At 72.2% G+C, this 17,517-nt stretch carries 17 protein-coding genes; 10 read left to right on the top strand and 7 right to left on the bottom strand.

The window, feature by feature from the left end; all coding sequences use genetic code 11:
- Window positions 1-14: 14 nt before the first annotated feature.
- On the bottom strand, window positions 15-1,007 hold the full coding sequence (locus HNR61_RS38590; protein ID WP_182848094.1) for an ABC transporter substrate-binding protein: 993 nt from the start codon (window positions 1,005-1,007) through the stop codon (window positions 15-17).
- 55 nt (window positions 1,008-1,062) lie between these two features.
- Complete coding sequence (locus HNR61_RS38585) at window positions 1,063-1,869, bottom strand: ABC transporter ATP-binding protein (protein ID WP_182848093.1); 807 nt, start codon at window positions 1,867-1,869, stop codon at window positions 1,063-1,065.
- A 520-nt stretch (window positions 1,870-2,389) separates the two neighbouring features.
- Here HNR61_RS38585 and HNR61_RS38580 point away from each other — a divergent pair.
- Together HNR61_RS38580 and HNR61_RS38575 are read left to right on the top strand one after the other, a co-directional pair.
- Complete coding sequence (locus tag HNR61_RS38580) at window positions 2,390-2,749, top strand: hypothetical protein (RefSeq protein ID WP_182848092.1); 360 nt, start codon at window positions 2,390-2,392, stop codon at window positions 2,747-2,749.
- A gap of 104 nt (window positions 2,750-2,853) precedes the next feature.
- Complete coding sequence (locus HNR61_RS38575) at window positions 2,854-3,300, top strand: hypothetical protein (RefSeq protein WP_182848091.1); 447 nt, start codon at window positions 2,854-2,856, stop codon at window positions 3,298-3,300.
- 142 nt (window positions 3,301-3,442) lie between these two features.
- On the opposite strand, the gene HNR61_RS38570 is transcribed toward HNR61_RS38575, so the two are convergent.
- From HNR61_RS38570 to HNR61_RS38560, 3 genes are all read right to left on the bottom strand, one after another.
- On the bottom strand, window positions 3,443-3,931 hold the full coding sequence (locus HNR61_RS38570) for a GNAT family N-acetyltransferase (RefSeq protein WP_182848090.1): 489 nt from the start codon (window positions 3,929-3,931) through the stop codon (window positions 3,443-3,445).
- Window positions 3,932-4,057: 126 nt separating this feature from the next.
- Window positions 4,058-4,471, bottom strand: a complete 414-nt coding sequence (locus HNR61_RS38565) for a hypothetical protein (RefSeq protein WP_182848089.1) — start codon at window positions 4,469-4,471, stop codon at window positions 4,058-4,060.
- A gap of 250 nt (window positions 4,472-4,721) precedes the next feature.
- Window positions 4,722-5,318: a TetR/AcrR family transcriptional regulator gene (locus tag HNR61_RS38560; protein ID WP_220510313.1), complete on the bottom strand. Its 597-nt coding sequence runs from the start codon at window positions 5,316-5,318 to the stop codon at window positions 4,722-4,724.
- Between the two features lie 131 nt (window positions 5,319-5,449).
- Between HNR61_RS38560 and HNR61_RS38555 the strand changes: the two genes are divergently transcribed.
- The 3 genes from HNR61_RS38555 to HNR61_RS38545 all read left to right on the top strand — a co-directional run bounded on the left by HNR61_RS38555 (window position 5,450) and on the right by HNR61_RS38545 (window position 8,260).
- Window positions 5,450-6,676: an MFS transporter gene (locus HNR61_RS38555; protein ID WP_182848088.1), complete on the top strand. Its 1,227-nt coding sequence runs from the start codon at window positions 5,450-5,452 to the stop codon at window positions 6,674-6,676.
- Window positions 6,677-6,717: 41 nt separating this feature from the next.
- Window positions 6,718-7,476, top strand: coding sequence for an isocitrate lyase/PEP mutase family protein (locus HNR61_RS38550; RefSeq protein ID WP_182848087.1), 759 nt, complete (start codon window positions 6,718-6,720; stop codon window positions 7,474-7,476).
- A gap of 130 nt (window positions 7,477-7,606) precedes the next feature.
- Window positions 7,607-8,260 (top strand): TetR/AcrR family transcriptional regulator, encoded by a 654-nt coding sequence (locus HNR61_RS38545; protein WP_182848086.1) that lies wholly within the window; start codon window positions 7,607-7,609, stop codon window positions 8,258-8,260.
- A gap of 304 nt (window positions 8,261-8,564) precedes the next feature.
- Here the strand turns inward: HNR61_RS38545 and HNR61_RS38540 are convergent, their stop codons facing one another.
- The gene (locus HNR61_RS38540) at window positions 8,565-10,199 is read right to left on the bottom strand and encodes an ABC-F family ATP-binding cassette domain-containing protein (protein ID WP_182848085.1); all 1,635 of its coding nucleotides are present in this window, start codon (window positions 10,197-10,199) and stop codon (window positions 8,565-8,567) included.
- 327 nt (window positions 10,200-10,526) lie between these two features.
- Complete coding sequence (locus HNR61_RS38535; RefSeq protein WP_182848084.1) at window positions 10,527-11,831, bottom strand: M20/M25/M40 family metallo-hydrolase; 1,305 nt, start codon at window positions 11,829-11,831, stop codon at window positions 10,527-10,529.
- A gap of 186 nt (window positions 11,832-12,017) precedes the next feature.
- On the opposite strand from HNR61_RS38535, the gene HNR61_RS38530 reads away from it, so the two are divergent.
- The 5 genes from HNR61_RS38530 to HNR61_RS38515 are packed head-to-tail and all read left to right on the top strand — an operon-like array spanning window position 12,018 to window position 17,514.
- Complete coding sequence (locus HNR61_RS38530; protein ID WP_182848083.1) at window positions 12,018-13,610, top strand: peptide ABC transporter substrate-binding protein; 1,593 nt, start codon at window positions 12,018-12,020, stop codon at window positions 13,608-13,610.
- A gap of 7 nt (window positions 13,611-13,617) precedes the next feature.
- The gene (locus HNR61_RS38525) at window positions 13,618-14,544 is read left to right on the top strand and encodes an ABC transporter permease (RefSeq protein ID WP_067831980.1); all 927 of its coding nucleotides are present in this window, start codon (window positions 13,618-13,620) and stop codon (window positions 14,542-14,544) included.
- A 9-nt stretch (window positions 14,545-14,553) separates the two neighbouring features.
- Window positions 14,554-15,462 (top strand): ABC transporter permease, encoded by a 909-nt coding sequence (locus tag HNR61_RS38520; protein WP_182848082.1) that lies wholly within the window; start codon window positions 14,554-14,556, stop codon window positions 15,460-15,462.
- A 2-nt stretch (window positions 15,463-15,464) separates the two neighbouring features.
- Window positions 15,465-16,475, top strand: coding sequence for an ABC transporter ATP-binding protein (locus HNR61_RS48690; RefSeq protein WP_246444724.1), 1,011 nt, complete (start codon window positions 15,465-15,467; stop codon window positions 16,473-16,475).
- The gene (locus tag HNR61_RS38515; RefSeq protein WP_312898305.1) at window positions 16,465-17,514 is read left to right on the top strand and encodes an ABC transporter ATP-binding protein; all 1,050 of its coding nucleotides are present in this window, start codon (window positions 16,465-16,467) and stop codon (window positions 17,512-17,514) included. Before HNR61_RS48690 ends, HNR61_RS38515 begins: the two co-directional genes overlap by 11 nt.
- The last annotated feature ends 3 nt before the right edge of the window (window positions 17,515-17,517 follow it).

Below are 17,517 nucleotides of genomic sequence, written 5' to 3'. Positions count from 1 at the left end.
AATGCCCGGGCGCGTCAGGCCTTGAAGGCCTTGGCCGCCTCTTCCAGCAGCTGCGCGGCCGACAGGGGGCCGCCGAAGTACCACGTGCCCGGGTTGATCGGCACGGCCTTGCCGCCCTTGACGAAGCCGAGGTCCTTCCAGACGGCGTTGTCCTTCAGCTCACCGGTGAACGGGTCGTCCTTGGGGTGGGCGGTGTAGAGGAACGTGGCGGACGCGGGGACCTGGGTGAGGCCCTCCACGCCGACGGTGGTCATGCCCCAGGCGTCGGGCTTGCCCTTCCAGCCGTTCTTCAGCCCGGCCAGGTTGAGGACCTGCGCGGCCAGCGCGTCGTCGCCGAGGAGGCGGACGGTCGGCGTGCCGTTGACGCTGAACCCCATGGCCAGGGCGTACTCGGAGCCCGCCTTGCCGGCCTTCTCCAGGCGCGTCTTCACGGCGGCCGCCGTCGTGTCGATCCTGGAGAACACCTCGGCGGCCCTGTCCTGCCTGCCGACGGCCTTGGCCAGCTCGGTGAAGGTGGTCCTGAGGTGCTGGAGCTGCGGCTTGTCGGTGTAGGTGAAGGACACCACCGGCGCGATGGCCTTGAGCTGGTCGTAGCTGGCCTTGGAACGGGCCTCGTCCACGACGATCAGGTCGGGCGACAGCGCGCGGATCTTCTCCAGGCTCGGCTCCGACCGCGTCCCGACGTCGGTGACGCCCGCCGGAAGCTTGGCACCGGGCGCGGAGACCCACTCGCCGTAGGCCTTGCTGTCGGCGTTGCCGACGGGCGTGACGCCGAGGGCGAGCAGCTCCTCGGTGTGCACCCATTCGAGCGACACCACCTTGGTGGCGGGCTTGCTGAGCGTGACCGGACCGCGGGCGGTGGCGATGGTGATCCCCCCGCTGCCGCCCTTGTCGCCGCCGCCCTGGCCGCCCTTGTTCTGGTCGCCGACGCTGCCGCCGCAGGCGGCGGCGCTCAGCGTGACGACGGCGGCGCAGCCGATCGCGAGCGCGCGGAACAAGCTCTGCATGGGGGACTCCTAGTGATGCGTGTACTGCGTTATGCGGGAGGTGGTGCTGCGGGGCTCATCGCGCGGCGGCCGCCGGCCGCCGCGGGAAACACGCCAGATGGCCGGTCTCGGTGTCGCGGACGACGCTGACGTCGAGCCCGAAGGCACGGCCGATGGTCTCCGGGGTGAGCACCTCGTCGGGCGGGCCCGTCGCGGTGACCGCGCCGTCGGCGATGACCAGGATCCGGTCGCCGTACGCGGCGGCCTGCATGAGGTCGTGCAGCACGACCCCGCAGGCGATGCCGTGCTCGTCCGCCAGCCGGGCCACCACGTCGAGGACCTCGAACTGATGGCGCAGGTCGAGGTAGGTCGTGGGCTCGTCCAGGAGCAGGATGTCGGCCCGCTGCGCCAGCACGGTCGCCAGCCAGGCCCGCTGGCGTTCACCGCCCGACAGCTCGTCCAGCCGCTTGCCCTCCAGCGGGGCCGCGTCGGTGACGGCGAGAGCCCAGTCGACGGCCTCGGCGTCCTCCCGGGTGTGCCGGGCGAACGCGCCGCGGTGGGCGTAGCGGCCATGCCGGACCAGTTCGCGGACCGTCACCCCGGCGGGGACGAGCGGGGTCTGCGGCAGGAACGCCAGGCGGCGCGAGAGGGTCCGGCGGGACAGGGAGCGCAGCGGTTCGCCGTCGACGTGGACCTCGCCCGCGAGCGCCGGTTGCAGTCCGGCCACGGTGCGCAGCAGCGTGGACTTGCCGCAGCCGTTGGGCCCGGCGAGCACGGTCACCTCACCCGCCCGCAGCGTCAGGTCCACGGAGCCGAGCACGCGCCTTCCCGCGTGGCCGACGTCGAGACCACGCGCGACGAGCCGCGCCTCTCCCCCGCTCAACGGACGACCTTCCCGGCCAAACCGACCCTCCTGGTTGAAGTCGCCTCACCCTACACCGCCGAGGTAAGGCCTACCTAACCTAAGTCGACGCGCCGAAACACTGACCGAACGAGGCGGCAGGCAGCATGCCGGGCATGATGCGCCCGGAGGGCCGGCCGCGGCGGATCGCGCACCGGGATCCGCCCTCGGCGGCCGAACCGCGGACCCGTCCAAGGCCATCGGCCGGCAGGGCGCATGGGCGCGGCCGAGACGTAGGCCGCCCACACCCCCGCGCTCTCTGGCGAGATCACCCCCGTACATGGCGATCCAGCCCATCGCCTCGCGCGGGCACCTCGGGCCACGCTGTCACCATGATCGCCTCCGACCACGGCCTCGATGACCGGACCGTTCCACCGGCTGTGGCGGCGTACGGCGTTCGACCGACGCGACAGGAGCGGTCCGGGGCGGCCAGGACGCCGCCCGCCGTGCGGCTCTCCGTTCGCGCCTCAACCAGGATCACCATCTGGATTGGAGACAGAGGATGACCCGATCGACGACCCGCCGGGCGGGCGCCGGGCTGGCCTCCGTGGCCGCCGGCGGCCTGCTCGCGCTGGCGGCTCCGGCCGTGCCCGCCCACGCCGCGGCGGCCTGCAACACCGGCAGCGTGTGCGCCTACAAGTACGTCGGCGGTTCGCAGGTGTGGCGGCGGACGTGGGCCCATCACGCCGACGAGCTTCCGGGCTGCAGCTCGAACCGCCAGTTGCTCAGCAGCAACATCAACATGGTGCGCAACCGGACCAACCGCAACGTCACCGTGGGCATCGTCAAGGTCGGCGTCAACCAGATCGTCAACACCTTCGACGCCGCGTACTTCCACCGGATCTGCCTGAGCGACTTCTGATCCGATGGCGGCCGGACATCAGGATGGCGCCGCCCCGGGTGGCCGCGTCACCCATGACCCGGTCACCCGCCACCACCTGATCACCTTTGGACTGGAGCCTCCCCATGCGAACCATCACCCGCAGGACCGCCGTGGTCGCCGCCATCGCCGGCGCCGCGCTCGGCGGCCTGGCCGTCACACCGGCCAGCGCCGCCGCCAGCTGCAACACCAACAACCTGTGCCTGTTCAACGGCGCTCCCGGCAACTACCGGCTCGGCGCCACCCTCAAGCTCGCCGGCGCCGACGTCCCGATCTCCAGCTCCAAGGGCCTGACCTGTGATCCGGGGGCCGCCCGGATGTTCTCCGGGTTCACCCTGCTGCGGGCCAAGTCGGGCATCTCCGGCACGAACCACGTCAGCTACGGCATCTGGCTGGTCCCGTTCGTCAAGCGCGGCGGCGACTGGGAGCAGCAACCGGCCGTCAACATCAAGCCCAACGTCGACACCACCATCAACGCCGCCTCGACCACCCTCTACGCGGCGTGCGCGTACGAGTACCAGCGCAGCACCTGATCCACGAACGGAGCGCAGGCCGGCGCCGGAACGGGCGGCCCCGAGAACGCACTCGGGGCCGCCACGGCACAGGGCGGTCGAACGGCGCAGCAGCCTGCTGGAAGAGAAGGCCGGTCACGCGATCAGGTGGTGCGCGTGACCGTCACAGCGGGCGGTGCATCATGTGCAGACCGACGTAGCCCTTCTCGGGATGCCGGAAGCCGTCCGGCACGGTGCCCAGCACCGTGAACCCGAGTGACTCGTACAGCCTCACGGCGTGCAGGTTCGTCTCGACGACGGCGTTGAACACCATCGCCCGGAAGCCCGCCGCGCGCGCCCACGCCAGCGAATCCGCGCACAGCGCCCGGCCGACCCCCCGCCCCTGGTGGAGCGGGTCGACCATGTAGCTGGCGCTGGCGATGTGCGAGCCGTTGCCCGAGCGGTTGGCGTACATGTTCGCCGTGCCGAGCACCGTGCCGGTGCCGTCGGTGGCGACGACCGCGCGTCCCGGATCCGGGACCAGCCACATGGCGCGTCCTTGCTCTTCGTCGAGGTCGAGGGGGTAGGGAAACGTTTCACCCGCTGCGACGATCTGGTGGAAGAACGGCCAGATTGCGGGCCAGTCGTCGGCGGTGGCATTCCTGATCAGCACACGTCGAGGCTTCTGCCACGGAGGCAGGAACGCAATGCCTTTTCGCGTGCGGTGTCTCCTTGAGACCCGTCCGCGCACGCGTCACGGTGCGGGCCGGACCGCCTGGTCCCCGAGTACGTGCGGCGTTCAACGCTCGTCCGGGCCGGGGCGTGCGGGCCCTGGCGGTGGGAGGGAGCCCGGCTCTCTGGCACCGATGACCCGCGTGGAGACCTGGGCGGTGAACCGCGCGCCCGCCGGAAAGGCATGGGCGCCCTGAGACTCGGCCACGCCTGCGATCTGCTGGTGCTCGGCTTCGGTGATGATGAAGGTGAGCCCGCCGGAGTCCTGCTTCACGATGAGGAACGGCGTGCCGGAAGCCAGGACACCGACGGCGGGCAGATGGCGCATGTCGCCTTCCCAGCGGAGGGTGTCGGCGGCATCGGCGAGGGCGAGGACGGCGGCCAGGGCCCAGGCGGTGTCCTCGGGCGAGGTGGACCAGCGGTTCAGAGGTGTGAACGAGCCGAAGTCGTCGATCCAGTTGGCCAGCTTGTAGACGTACACCGCCCCATTGTCGACCTGGCCGGTTCGATGCAGGCTCCTCACCTCTCCGGGAGCCGCCACGGGGCCGACAGGTGCGGAGGATCGGAACCGAACGATCCCTTACGGCAAGGACGAGAACGTTGACACAGACCGGGCACGCTGTCCTCGCCCATGCCGCGCTTGCGGGTTCCGCTCGTCGCGCACGTTCGGCATGGGCGTTGGCGCTGGCGATCTCGGGACGAACCTCCTGGGAGCGCGTCGGGGGCGCCCCCTATCCGCGCGGTGTCTCCGCGGGAGGGGTCGCGGCGGATGACAGGATGGTCTCGACCAGGGTCCGCGCCCGCTTGGCGGGGCCGCCCGCGCCCAGTGACTGGGCGGAGGCGTTCAGGCCCTCGAAGGCCAGCGTGAGATGGTCGGCCATCTCGGCCGGGTCCTCGACTCCGAGTCGATCGGTCAGCTCGCTCATCCTCCGGCGGAACCAGACCTTCGCCGCGACCGCGTTGCGGTGGGCGGGCAGGTCGACGTCGGGGAACTCGGCCAACGCCATCAGGAGCGCGCAGCCGCGGAACCCCTCCGAGTCGATCTGCGCGAACACCGCGTCGAAGACGGCCAGGATCTGGTCGCGCGGATCGGGGCCCGCGCCCGCGACCGCCGCCTCGAACCTCTCCTCGAACCCCTGGGCGGCGTGCTCGACGTACGCGCCGACCAGTCCGTCCTTGGAGGAGAACAGCCGGTACAGGGTCGTCGGGGCGACACCGGCCTCGGCCGCGACGAGATCGACCCCGGTGGCCCGGATGCCCTTCCCGTAGAACAGCTCCCCGGCCACCCCGAGTACGTGCGCCCGGGTCTCGGCGGCGGTTCGGTACACGGTTCCCCTCCCGTATTGCAATGTTAGGGATCGTTCCCTACGTTGTTAGGGATCGTTCCCTCAAGTCTAGCTCCAGGACGGCGTCCCTCTCCTCCTGGCCGGATCCCCGCAACATGACAAGGAAGGTGCGTATGAGCACCCCGCAGGCGGTACGACGCCGGGGCAGGCCCGGTCTCTCCCTGGCGACGCTGTTCCTGGGAATGTTCGTGCTGGGCAGCGCCGAGCTGCTCGTGGTCGGCGTGCTGAACCTGATCGCCGCCGACCTCCACGTCTCCCTTCCCGCGGCGGGCACGCTGGTGACCGCCTACGCGCTGGGCCTGGCCATCGGCGGCCCGGTCCTGACCGCCCTCACCATCAGGCTGGACCGGCGGACCGTCCTCGCCGGCGCGCTCGCCCTGTTCGCGCTGGGCAACCTGGTCGCGGTGCTGACCGACGGCTACGGCCTGTTCCTGGCGGTACGCGTCCTCACCGGCGCGCTCCAGGGGCTGTTCATCGCCGCCGCGTTCGCGGCGGGCATCTCGGTCGTCCCGCCCGAGCGCATGGGCCGGGCGATCTCGGTGGTCGTCTCCGGCGTCGCGGTGTCGGCCGCGCTGGGCGTGCCCCTGGGCACGCTGGTCGGCCAGACGCTCGGCTGGCGCGGCTCGTTCACCGCGATCATCGTGCTCAGCGCGCTCGCGCTGGTCGCCACCCTGGCGCTGGTCCCCTCCGTGCCCGGCAGCGGCGGCGGCGCGGGCGACCAGGTCAGACATGCCCTCGCGCCCCGGGTGCTGGCCGTGCTGGGCCTGAACGTGCTGGTGTTCGCCGCGCTGTACTCGGCGTTGACCTACATCGTTCCGTTCCTGGAGAGCGTCACGGGCATCTCCGGTGCGCTGACCAGCGCGTTCCTGCTGGCCTACGGGGTGGCCGCGGCGGTCGGATCCTTCGGCGGCGGCCGGTTCGCCGACCGGAACGCCGCCCGCACCCTGACCGTCGCCACCACCGGCACGGCGGTCGCCCTGCTGGCGCTCCACCTCGTCGGCGCGGTCCCGGTCCTCGTGGCGCCGGTGCTGCTCGTCTGGGGCCTGTTCGCCTTCGGCATGGTGCCCTCGCTCCAGTACCGCGTGGTGAGCCTGGCCGGGCCCGGCGGCGGGCTGGCGTCCTCGCTGCCCGCCTCCGCGGCCAACATCGGCATCGCGGTCGGATCGGCCGCCGGAGGGGCCGCGCTCGGCGGCTCCACCGCCTCGGCGCCGGTGCTCACCGGGCTGGCCATCGCCGTCGTCGCCATCCCGGTCTCCTGGGCCACCGGCCTCCTCAGGCCGCCGACGGTCGAGGAGGTGACCGAAGCCGACTCCCGAGCCCGCGTGAAGCCCTCCGCATGACCGCATCCGCCCCGGAAGACCCCCTTGGATTGGAGCCCGCCATGACCAGTGAACTGAAGGCGCACGCCGACACCCTCCGCGCGCTGCACCACGCCGACGAGATGCTCGTCCTGCCGAACGTGTGGGACGCGGCCAGCGCCGGGATCGTGGTCGAGGCCGGTTTCCCCGCGGTCGCCACCGCCAGCGCGGCGGTCTCGGCGATGCTCGGCTTCCCGGACGGCGAGGGCGCGCCCTGGCAGGAGATGTTCGCCGCGGCCGGGCGGATCGCCCGGACGGTGCCGGTCCCGGTCACCGTGGACGCCGAGGCGGGATACGGCCTGGAGCCGCGGGAGCTGGTCGACCGGCTGCTGGAGGTCGGCGCGGTCGGCTGCAACCTGGAGGACAGCGACCATCGCGCGGGCGGGCTGGTCGACGCCGGCGCGAACGCCGAACGGCTGGCCGCCGTCCGGGCCGCCGCGGACGACGCCGGGGTCCCGATCGTCATCAACGCACGTGTCGACACCTTCGTGGCGTCGTCCGGGGTGCCCCCGCAGGAGCGGGTCGCCGAGGCGGTCCGTCGGGGCCGCCTCTACCTGGAGGCCGGGGCCGACTGCGTCTACCCGATCGGCGTCGGCGACGAGCAGGACGTCGCCGCCCTGGTCGCTCAGATACCCGGCCCCGTCAACGGCAACACCCGGCCCGACGGCCTGGACCTGGCCAGGCTCCGTGAGCTGGGAGTGGCGCGGGTCTCCTACGGCCCCCGCTTCTACTTCGGGGCGCTGGACACCTTCAGGTCCGCGGTCCGGGAACTGCTGGACTGACCACCGCACGTGATCGCCGGTGCCGGGACGGCCTGGCCGCCCTCCCTCCAGGCCGTCCCGAGCCCCTCCGGCGCTCCGCGTCCGCCGGGGGGTGCCCGGCCGCGCGAACGCGGCCACATAAGGTAACGACATGATCACAGAGAAGGAAGCGGCGGAGGACAGGCAGCGGATCGTCCGCGCCGCCACGCGGTTGTTCGCGGCGCTGGGGCTGGACGGAACCCCCACCGAGTTGATCGCCGAGGCCGCCGGCGTCCCGCCCGGCACCTCGCGCCGGTACTTCCGCAGCAACACCGATCTGTACCGGGAGGTCATGGAGCGGGCCGCCGCAGCCGAGCGCAAAGCGCTGGCCGACGCGCTGGACGCCTTCACCCCCACCCACCAGGGAATGGTCCGCGTCCTGGACGCCTACCTGGACTTCTACGCCTCCGAGCCCGACATGCTCGGGCTGTGGCTGCACCGCCGCGCCGGTGACGCCGCGGACACCGCCGACCTTGACGAACGCCACTCCCGGGCCAAGCTCACCTGGATCGCCGCCGCCGTCCGGGACGCCGTTCCCGACCCGTCCGGCCTGGACTACGCGTTGTGGACCTTTCCCTGGGTGGTCTCCGGGTTCCTCGGGCACGGCATGGTCTACTCCGCCGACCGGGGCGGGCGCTTCGGGGACGGGCACGTCAACCGGCAGCAACTCGAGGAGTTCCGCGCCTACCTGCACACCCTGGCGGCCCGCGTCCTCGCCCTACCCGGCGCCCCGGGCCGTGACGCCCCGGACCACACGTCCTCCTGAACACGGCGCAGGCGGCAAGCGCCGCCCGAGCGCCCGTCAGGCTCCGGGCCGTGGGCATCTACATCACCGAGGTGGCTTTCGAGGACTGGAACGACCCGCTGATCCAGCGCGGTTCGGCTCTGGACCACGCTCTCGCCGAACGCGGCCTTCCGCCCTACACACCCGCGCCCTCAGCCTGTCCTGATCCGGAACTCGCTGCGAAGGCGCCGCTCCCGGAGCGAGGCGACGCCGTTCCCTGCCGGGGTCGATCAGGTGCCCGAGCGGCGGGGAAGGGCCATGCGCCCTCCCCCGCCGCCAGGTCGGCTCACGCCTGGGGCGCGCCCGTCTCGGTGAGCCGCCCGTCGGCCAGCCGCAGCCACCGGTCGACGCCGACCTCCGCGAGGAACCGCTCGTCATGGCTGACCACCACGAACGCGCCCTGGTAGGAGGCCAACGCGCTTTCCAGCTGCCCCACGCTGACCAGGTCCAGGTTGTTGGTCGGCTCGTCCAGGAGCAGCAGCTGCGGGGCCGGTTCGGCGCACAGGACGCAGGCGAGCGTCGCTCGCAGCCGTTCCCCTCCGGACAGGCCCCCCACCGGCAGGTGCACACGGGCTCCCCGGAACAGGAAGCGGGCCAGCAGGTTCATCCGCTCGGCCTCGGTGCGGTGCGGAACGAGGTCGGCGAAGTTCTCGGCGACGGTCCTGTCCGGGTTCAGCAGGTCCAGCCGTTGCGAAAGATGGGCGATCCGGCCGTCGGCCCGCCTGACCTCGCCTCCGTCCGGGGTGAGGTCGCCGTTGATGACGCGGAGCAGGGTGCTCTCGCCCGCTCCGTTGGGCCCGGTCAGCGCGATGCGCTCCGGGCCGCGGATCGTCAGGTCGACGCCCTGGCCGGCGAAAACGGCCCTGCCACCGAGCCTGACCGACAGCCGCCCGCCCAGGAAGAGGTCGCGTCCGGCGGGCACGCCGGTGTCCGGCAGGTCCAGGGTGATGCGCTGGTCGTCGCGCAGCGCACGCCCCGCCTCGTCCAGCCGTGCCTGGGCGTCGCTGATCCGGGAGGCGTGCATCTGCCCCGCCCGGCCCGCCGACTCCTGCGCCCCCCGCTTCATGTTTCCGGCGAAGATGCGCGGCAGGCCGGCGCTCTTGAGGTTGCGGGCGGCGTTGCCGGCACGGCGCTCGGCGCGTTCCCTGGCCTGCCGCATCTCCCGCTTCTCCCGCTTGAGCTCCTGCTCGGCGTTGCGGACGTTCTTCTCGGCGGCCTCCTGTTCGGCGCGCACCGCCTCCTCGTACGCGGTGAAGTCGCCGCCGTACAGGCGCAGCTCCCCGCGGTCGAGTTCAGCGATGCGTTCCATGCGGTCGAGCAGCGCGCGGTCATGGCTGACCAGCAGCAGGCTCCCGTTGAAGTCTTCCAGCGCGTCGTAGAGCCTGTGCCGGGCCTCCAGGTCGAGGTTGTTGGTGGGCTCGTCGAGCAGCAGCACGTCGGGGCGTTTGAGCAGCTGGGCCGCCAGCCCCAGGGAGACGGCCTGGCCGCCGCTGAGCGTGCCCAGCGTCCGGTCCAGGGTGAGGTCGCCGAGGCCCAGGCGGTCGAGCTGGGCGCGGGTGCGTTCCTCGATGTCCCAGTCGCCACCGATGGTGGTGAAGTGCTCCTCGGCCACGTCCCCGGACTCGACGGCGTCGATGGCCCGGATCACCGCGGCCACGCCCAGGACCTCGGCCACCGTGAGATCGCCGGTCAGCGGGAGGTCCTGGGGCAGGTAGCCGAGAGTGCCCTCCACCGACACCGAACCGGTGCCGGGGCGCAGCGCACCGGCGATCAGCTTGAGCAGGGTGCTCTTGCCCGAGCCGTTGGGGGCCACCAGGCCCGTGCGGCCCGTGCCCACGGTGAACGACAGGTCCGCGAAGACCACGGTGTCGTCGGGCCAGGAGAAGGACGGGTGGGAGCAGACGATGGCGGCGTTGGACATGGGAAGCCCTCGTGAAGGAGAAGAGCAGAAGGACGCTTCTGCGTGAACGGACAGGGAAGACGGCACGACGACCGGGCCCCACGGCGGCGCTCCCGCGCTCCTGCCGTTGGCCGATCACGTCCGGGTATCACCCGGAGATGTCGTCGTCACCCACCATGTCCGTCGCTCCTCGAACACGACTAACGTCGGCCACAGGCTAGCAACCGTCACCAGCGGACATCACACTCGCACTCGCGACCCCCGCCTGACCGCTGACGGGCCGCAGGACCGGGCCGCGTTCCGGTCCTGCGTGTGCGAAGGCGGCGGCACCGGCTGGTCGCCCGCGGGTCAGCGGGTGTCGAGGAACCGGTCCAGCACCCTCGTGCCGAATTCCAGGCCCGTCAGTGGCACCCGCTCGTCCACGCCGTGGAACATCGCCTGGTAGTCCAGGGACGGGTCCAGCAGGAGCGGCGCGAATCCGAAGCTGCGGATCCCGATCGCCGCGAACGACTTGGCGTCGGTGCCGCCCGACATCACGTACGGCACCGGCCGCGCGGCCGCGTCCTCGGCCCGCAGCGCGTCGGAGAGCGCGGCGAACGTCGGCCCCTGCGGGTCGGCCGAGGGCGCCTGCTCGAAGTTGACGAACTCGCGGGTGATCCTCGGCCCGAGCAGCCGGTCCACGGTGGCGAGGAACTCCTCGCCGAGACCCGGCAGGAAACGGCCGTCGACCTGCGCGGTCGCCGAGCCCGGCACGACGTTGACCTTGTATCCGGCGTCCAGGCGGGTCGGGTTGGCCGAGTTGCGGATGGTCCCGGCGAACAGCGTGCCGACCCGGCCGAGCCGCCGCGCCTCCTCGTCGAGCCGGTCGTGGTCGATCGTGGTGCCGAGGGCGTCCGCGAGGCCGTCCAGCAGCGCGCGCACGCCCGGGGTCAGCCGCACCGGCCACTCGTGGGAGGCCAGGCGGGAGAGGGCGTGGCACAGTTCGGCGACGGCGTTGTCGGGCGCGGGCCTGGACCCGTGGCCGGCCGTGCCGCGCGCCGTCAGGCGCATCCACGCGGTGCCGCGCTCGCCGACCGCGATCGGGTAGACGCGCGTGTCCGGTCCCGTCGTCACGCTGTACCCGCCGGACTCGCTGATCGCCTCGGTGCAGCCGTCGAAGAACTCCCGGTGCTCGCGCGTCACGTACCGGGACCCGTAGTCGCCGGTGCACTCCTCGTCGGCGAGGAAGGCGAGCACGAGGTCGCCGCGCGTGCGGCGGCCCGCGCGCAGCCGCGCCCGGACGGCCGCCAGCGTCATCGCCACCGACCCCTTCATGTCGACGGCGCCGCGCCCCCACACGCACCCGTCGCGGACCTCGCCCGACAGCGGCGGCACGCTCCAGTCGGCGGGGTCGGCGGGCACCACGTCCAGGTGCCCGTGGACGAGGAACGCGGGCGCGTCCGGGTCGGTGCCGGGAATCCGCGCCAGCACCGACGCCCGGCCCGGCGCCGACTCGACGACCACCGGTTCGACGCCCACCTCGTCCAGCAGCGCCGCGACGTGCTCGGCGGCCGGGCGTTCGGGACGTCCCTCCCCCTGGCCCTCGTTGGTCGTGTCGATCCGGATCAGCTCGGCGCACAGCGCGCCCGCCTCACCGTCCGCTACCTCCTGCATGGAGCCACCTTCCGTACGGTTCGTCCGTCTGAATGCACCATGACCGGTTCCGTAACCCGTGCCACCGCGCCGTGGTCTCGATCGGATTGCGAATTGATCAACAACGAACCGAGATCATCAACGCGGGTACGACTCCTGCGACCGCGCCGGACGCCCCCCAAGCCGGCGCAGGGCGGAGGGAGGATCATGGCCCACCCCAAGGCCGCCGGCCTCAGCGCGATCCTGCTCATGGTGGCCTGCTCGACCGTCGCCTGCGGCGGCGGAGGAGGCAAGTCCAGCGACGGGATCTTCACCGTCGGCCACCCCGAACCCGACCATCTCATCCCCGGCAACACCACCAGCAGTTACTCCTTCGACGTCATCGGCAACCTCTTCGAGAACCTGGTCGGGCTGAGCCGCGACGGCAAGCCGGTCATGGCGGCCGCCGAGTCGGTCACCAGCACCGACCAGAAGGTCTGGACCATCAAGATCCGTCCCGGGCAGAAGTTCCACAACGGGGAGCCGGTCACCGCCGCCAGCTTCGCCGACGCCTGGAACAACGCCGCCTACGGCCCGAACGCCTACGAGGCCAACGACTACTTCTCGCACTTCCAGGGGTACGGCGACCTCAACCCCGAGGACGAGAACGCCAAGCCGAAGACCGACAAGCTGTCGGGCCTGCGGGTCGTCGACGACACCACGCTGAAGGTCACGCTGGGCGCGCCCTTCAGCCAGTTCCCGCTGCTGCTCACCTACCCCGCGTTCGCGCCGATGCCGAAGGCCGCCTTCAAGGACCTCAAGGCCTACGAGAACAGTCCCGTCGGCAACGGCCCGTACCAGATGAGCGGCCAGTGGGTCCGCAACGGCCCGATCAAGCTGGTGCCGTTCCCCGGCTACACCGGCGCGCGCAAGCCGCGCAACAAGGGCGTCATCTGGAAGAGCTACTCCAGCGCCGCCACCACCTGGACGGACCTGCGCGCCGGGCGCATCGACGCGATGCAGACCATCCCGGCCGACAAGGTCCCCGAGGCCAAGCGCGTCCTCGGCGACCGGTTCCTGCCCCGGACGACGGGCACCATCGACTACCTGGGCTTCCCGCTGTTCACCGGCAGGTTCGACAGCCCCGACCTGCGCCGGGCCATCTCCATGGCCATCGACCGGCAGGGCATCAACAAGGCCGTCTACAACGGCGACTACATCCCGGCCGACTCGCTCCTGCCGAAGATCATCCCCGGCTACCGGGCGGGCGCCTGCGGCGAGGCCTGCGTCTACGACCCGGTCAAGGCCAAGCAGCTCTACGACAGGTCGGGCGGCTTCAAGGGCACGCTGGAGCTGTACTTCTCCAACGCGCAGCCCAGCTACGCGCAGTGGATGCAGATCGTGGCGAACTCGCTGCGGCAGAACCTCGGCATCAAGGACATCCAGTTCCGGCAGCTGCCCGCCTCCGACTACTTCTCCGCGATGTCCAAGCGCACCCAGAAGGGCCCCTACCGGCAGAACTGGGAGGCCGACTACCCGAGCGCCCAGAACTACCTGCAGAACATGTGGGGCGAGGCGGGCAACAAGATGGGCTGGCGCAACAAGGAGTTCAACGACCTCATCGCCAAGGGCAACGCCAGCGCCGACCAGGCCGAGGCGCTGAAGTACTACAACCAGGCCGAGGACATCGCGATCCGCGAGATGCCGCAGATCCCGCTGTGGACGTGGGCGGGCCAGGGCGGGCGCTCGTCCCGCGTCGACAACGTCGTCATCACCCCCTACGCCACGGGCATGCTCGCCTACGACGTGACGGTGAAGTGAGCCGCGGATGTGGCGTTACGCCCTGCGGCGTCTCCTCCAGGCCGTCCCGGTCTTCCTCGGCACCACGCTGCTCATCTACCTGATGGTGTTCACCCTGCCGGGCGACCCGATCACCGCGCTCGCCGGGGACAAGCCGATCCCCGCGTCCGTCGCGCACGCGCTGCGGGAGCGCTACAACCTGAACGACCCGCTGCTCGTCCAGTACGCCAAGTACATGTGGGGCCTGCTGCACGGCGACCTCGGCGAGAACTACGACGGGCAGCGCGTGGCCGACATGCTCACCGGACGCTGGGGGGTGACGGCGCGGCTCGCCGTCACCGCCTGGCTGTTCGAACTCGCCGTCGGCGTCGCGCTCGGGGTGTGGGCCGGGCTGCGGCGCGGCAGGCTCGCCGACACCCTCGTGCTCGGCGGCACCACGTTGATCATCGCGGTGCCGGTGTTCGTGCTGGGCTACAGCGCGCAGCTGCTGTTCGGCGTGAAGTGGCCGATCCTGCCGTCGGCGGGCACCGACGACGGCTGGCCGGTCAGCTACCTGCTGCCCGGCATCGTGCTCGGCTCGCTCGGGCTGTCCTACGTCGCCCGGCTCACCCGCACGAGCCTCGCCGAGAACCTGCGCGCCGACTACGTGCGCACCGCCCGCGCCAAGGGCCTCCCGTGGCGGCGCGTCGTCGTCCGGCACGCCCTGCGCAACTCGCTGATCCCGGTGGTCACCTATCTCGGCATCGACTTCGGCTCGCTGATGGGCGGCGCCATCGTCACCGAGGGGATCTTCAACCTGCCCGGCGTCGGCCAGCAGGTGTTCCAGTCGATCCAGCTCAAGGAGGGCCCGGTCGTGGTCGGCGCCGTGACGCTGCTCGTGCTGGTGTTCATCGTGGTCAACCTGCTCGTGGACCTGCTGTACGGGCTGCTCGACCCGCGCATCCGGTACCAGTGAGGGAGGGGAATGTCCGTCCAGGAACCCGAGACGGCGGCGGTCGCCGAGGCCGGCGGGCCCATCGCCGACGGCCGCGCCTCGCTGTGGAGTGACGCCTGGTACGAGCTGCGGCGGCGCCGCCTGTTCTGGGTCTGCGTCGCGGAGCTCGCGCTCGTCGGGCTGATGGCCGCGGTGCCGCGGCTGTTCACCGGCCGGGCCGTCAACACCGACTGCGACCCCAACCAGGCCAAGGCCGGGCCGTCGGGCGCGCACTGGTTCGGCACCGACACCGCGGGCTGCGACTACTACGCCCATGTCGTGCACGGCGCCCGCCCGACCCTGCTGATCGGCCTCACGGTGACGCTGTTCGCGCTGGTCATCGCGGTCGTCCTCGGCTCGCTCGCGGGCTACTACGGCGGCCTGCTCGACGCGGTGATCGCGCGGATCACCGACGTGTTCTTCGGGTTGCCGTTCGTGCTCGGCGCGACCGTCATCCTCGTCGCCTTCCCCGGCCACGGCGTCGGCGCGATGACGCTGGTGCTGGTGCTGCTCGGCTGGACGACGATGGTCCGCATCATGCGCGGGCAGGTCATCGCCGTCCGGGACGCCGACTACGTGCAGGCCGCGCGGCTGCTCGGCGCGTCCGACCCGCGGATCATGCGCAGGCACGTGCTGCCGAACGCGATCGCGCCGGTGCTGGTCGTCGCCACCCTCAACGTCGGCAACGTGATCGCGGGAGAGGCCACGCTCGACTTCCTGGGCGTCGGCCTCCAGTACCCCCAGGTGTCGTGGGGGCTGCAACTCAACCAGGCCCAGTCGTACGTGCTGGACCACCCGCACCTGCTGCTGTTCCCCGCGGTGTTCCTGACGGCCACGGTGCTCGCCCTGCTGCTGCTCGGCGACGCCGCCCGCGACGCCCTCGACCCGAAACTGCGGTGACCATGGACGACAAGGAGAGGACGCCGCGCGACGCGCCGCTGCTGGAGGTGAGCGACCTGCGCGTGGAGTTCACCGTGCGGGGCCGTACCTTCCGCGCGGTCGACGGCCTGTCCTACACCCTCGCCGAGGGCGAGACGCTCGCGGTCCTGGGAGAGTCGGGGTCGGGCAAGAGCGTCGCGGCGCAGGCCGTCATGGGCATCCTGGACAGCCCGCCCGCCCGGATCACCGGCGGCTCGGTCCGGCTGCGCGGCGAGGAACTGCTCGGCATGCCCGAGAAGCGGCGCCGCGCCTACCGCGGCGACCGCATCTCGATGATCTTCCAGGACGCGCTGACCGCGCTGAACCCGGTGCTGACCGTCGGCGACCAGATCACCGAGATGCTGCGCGTGCACCGGGGCCTGAAGCGCGCCGCCGCCCGCGAGGCCGCGGTCGAGCTGATGGAGCGCGTCCGCATCCCGTCGGCGCGCGGCCGCCTGGCCGACCACCCGCACCAGTTCTCCGGCGGCATGCGGCAGCGCGTCATGATCGCCATGGCGCTGGCGCTGGAGCCGGACGTGCTGATCGCCGACGAGCCCACCACCGCGCTCGACGTCACCGTGCAGGCGCAGATCATGCGGCTGCTCGCCGGGATGCGCGACGAGCTGCGCATGGGCATGGTCCTGATCACCCATGACCTCGGCGTCGTCGCGGGCGTCGCCGACCGGATCGTCGTCATGTACGCCGGGGCCGTCGCCGAGCAGGCGCCCGCCCGCGCCCTGTACGCCCGGCCCGCCCATCCCTACACCGCCGGGCTGCTCGCCTCGGTGCCGCGCCTGGACCGCCCCCGCGGCGCGCTCACCCCGATCACCGGCGCGCCGCCCGACCCGGCGGCGCTGCCGTCCGGCTGCCCGTTCCGGCCGCGCTGCCCGCGCGCCGAGGCCGTCTGCGCCGCCGAGCGGCCGCCGCTGGTCACCGTCGCGCCCGGGCACGCGGCGGCCTGCCACTTCGCCGAGGAGGTGCACGGTGCCCGGTGACGCGCCGATCCTGCGGGTCGACGACCTGGTCAAGCACTATGCCGTGACCCGGGGCGTGGTGTTCAGGCACCGCGTCGGGACCGTCAAGGCCGTCGACGGCGTCTCCCTGGAACTGCGGCCCGGGGAGACCCTCGGGCTCGTCGGCGAGTCCGGCTGCGGCAAGTCGACCCTCGCCAGGCTGCTGCTGGCCGCCGAACGGCCCACCTCGGGCACGGTGGACTTCGACGGACGCGACGTCTCCGCGCTGCCGCGCCGCGAGCTGCGCGCCCTGCGCCGCCGTATCCAGCTCGTCCTCCAGGACCCCTACTCCTCGCTCAACCCGCGCATGACGGTCGGCGACATCGTCGGCGAGCCGTTCGAGATCCACCCCGACGTCGTGCCGAAGGAGCGCCGCCGCGACCGCGTCCGGGAGCTGCTGGAGCTCGTCGGGCTCGACCCCGGCCACGTCAACCGCTACCCTCACCAGTTCTCCGGCGGCCAGCGCCAGCGCGTCGGCATCGCCCGCGCCCTCGCGCTCGGCCCCGACGTGGTCGTGTGCGACGAGCCGGTGTCGGCGCTGGACGTGTCGGTGCAGGCCCAGGTCATGAACCTGCTGGCGAGGCTGCAACGCGACCTCGGCGTCGCCTACGTGTTCATCGCGCACGACCTGGCCGCCGTCCGGCACATCTCCGACCGGGTCGCGGTCATGTACCTCGGCCGGATCGTGGAGACCGGGCCCGCCGGGGAGATCTACGAACGCCCCGCCCACCCCTACACGCAGGCCCTGCTGTCGGCGGTGCCGGTGCCCGACCCCGAGGCCGCCTGGGCCGGCCGGATCGAGCTGGAGGGCGAGCCGCCGTCGCCGATCGACCCGCCGTCCGGCTGCCGGTTCCGCACCCGCTGCTGGAAGGCCGCCGACGTGTGCGCCGAACGCGACCCCGCCCTGGAGGTGCGCCCCGGGACGGCCCACCCCGTCGCCTGCCACTTCGCCGAGGCCCGCCCGGCGGGGGCCCCGGCCGCGGAGACGGGCGCCGGGCCGGGCTCCCCGCCGAGGCCCTGACCC

It is taken from the genome of Actinomadura kijaniata (assembly GCF_014138665.1).
Classification (GTDB): Bacteria; Actinomycetota; Actinomycetes; order Streptosporangiales; family Streptosporangiaceae; genus Spirillospora; species Spirillospora kijaniata.
The sequence above is the reverse complement of the archived record's forward strand: the minus strand, read 5'-3'. Positions and strand labels throughout refer to the sequence as shown.